Below are 1697 nucleotides of genomic sequence, written 5' to 3'. Positions count from 1 at the left end.
GCAGCTTCTCCTGCCGGCGGCGCGCGGTGACGACGACGGTTTCCAGCGCGGCGCCGGTGGCGGTTCCGGCGGCGGCGGGCGGCGGGGCTGCATCGGCGGCCGGGGCCGAATCCTGCGCGAACACGGCGGTGGCGGCGAGGGCTGCGGCGAGGGCGCCGGTGGCGGCGTGGGCATTCTTGATCGTCATCTGGCTTGTCTCCACGCGAGCCTTCGGTCGAGGCTCAGTGCGGCCAGTATTCACTTGAATTGATATCGATGTCAACAAACGAATCAAACAAACAAAAAGAAAGTGACCGACTATGTCGGAAGCTGATGACATCGATAGCAAAGAGCGGCATGATGCGGGCAAGTTCCAACCGTCCACCGATCATGAAGAACACTGCCCCGACCGCATCCGACCTGCCTGCTGCCCCGGCCGACACGCCCCGCGTGCCGCCGCTGGCCCCGTGGATCAGCCTCGAGGCGCGGCGCGCCTTCGATGGCCTGTTGCGCGAGGTGATACCGCCTTTCGCGACCATCGAGCAGACGCGCGCCTTCTACGACGGCGAGAACCGCAAGCGCCTGAAGGTGATGCGCGAGCTGTTCGCGGTGGAGACGGCGCCGCGGCAGATCGCCGGCGTTCCGGTGGATCTGGTCGTGCCGGCGGGCAGGGCGCTCGAGCTGGAACCCGGCGCGCCGATGCTGCTGTGCCTGCACGGCGGCGGCTTCGGCTGGGGCGCCGGTGCTGGCGCCCTGCTGGAAGCGGTGCCGATCGCGGCCGTCTCGGGCCTGCCGGTGGTGGCCGTCGATTACCGGATGGCGCCCGAGCACCGCTATCCCGCCGCGACCGACGATGTCGTCGCGGTCTATCGTGCGCTGCTGGCCGATCGCCCCGCCGCTGCGATCGGCCTGTTCGGCTGCTCGGCCGGCGCCATCCTGACGGCGCAGGTGCTGGCGCGCCTGCAGGCGGCCGGCGAGCCCCGGCCCGGCGCCACGGCGATGATGCACGCCAGCGGCATCGAGCTGGCCGGTGACCTGCTCGTGATGGCGCCGGCGCTGACCAGCCAGACGACGGTGACGGCCAGTTCCCGGCTGATCGACCTGCCGTATTTCGAGGGCGCGGACGCCGGCGACCCGATGGTGTTCCCCAGCGAGCATCCGCAGGTGCTGGCGGCCTTCCCACCCAGCCTGCTGATGACGTCGACGCGCGACTTCGCCGCCAGCTCGGTGGCGATGATGCACCGCCGCCTGCGCGCGGCCGGGGCCGAAGCCGAACTCTTCGTCTTCGACGGCCTGTGGCACGCCTTCCATATGTGGGGCGAACTGCCCGAGAGCCAGGAGCTCTATGCCCGCGTCGCCGAGTTCTTCCTGGCTCGTTTGCCGCGCTCCGGCGCCTGAGCGACGACGCCCCGCTGGCTGGTCTCCCGCACCACCAGCTGCACCGGCAGGACCTGGTCGAAGGGCTCGGCCGCCGGATCCGCGACGATCTGCAGCACGGTGCGGCTCAGCAGCCGGCCCACGCCATCCCACTCCTGGCGGATCGAGCTGAGCGCCGGCCGGTGCATGGCCGCGATCGGGTTGTCGTCGTAGCCGATCACCGCCACGTCGCCGGGAATCGACAGGCCGCGCGCCAGCAGCACGTCGCAGGCGCCGGAGGCGATGTAGTCGCTCGAGGCGACCAGGCCGTCGAAGGCCAGGCCCTCGTCGAGCGCCTGCGT

At 70.7% G+C, this 1697-nt stretch carries 2 protein-coding genes and 1 pseudogene; 1 reads left to right on the top strand and 2 read right to left on the bottom strand.

The window, feature by feature from the left end:
* A pseudogene (locus tag B0W88_RS31595) lies at positions 1-187 on the bottom strand (cytochrome c5 family protein); the annotation flags it as partial.
* A gap of 182 nt (positions 188-369) precedes the next feature.
* Between B0W88_RS31595 and B0W88_RS31590 the strand changes: the two are divergent.
* A complete protein-coding gene (locus B0W88_RS31590) occupies positions 370-1377 on the top strand; it encodes an alpha/beta hydrolase fold domain-containing protein (RefSeq protein ID WP_158080992.1) in 1008 nt (335 codons plus the stop codon).
* Here the strand turns inward: B0W88_RS31590 and B0W88_RS31585 are convergent.
* The coding region (locus B0W88_RS31585; protein ID WP_158080991.1) for a substrate-binding domain-containing protein at positions 1323-1697 on the bottom strand (375 nt) is incomplete at its 5' end. The two genes, B0W88_RS31590 and B0W88_RS31585, sit on opposite strands and share 55 nt — an antisense overlap.

This window comes from Pelomonas sp. KK5, from assembly GCF_001984095.1.
Lineage (GTDB): Bacteria > Pseudomonadota > Gammaproteobacteria > Burkholderiales > Burkholderiaceae_C > KK5.
This window is presented reverse-complemented; position numbering and strand designations above follow the sequence as displayed.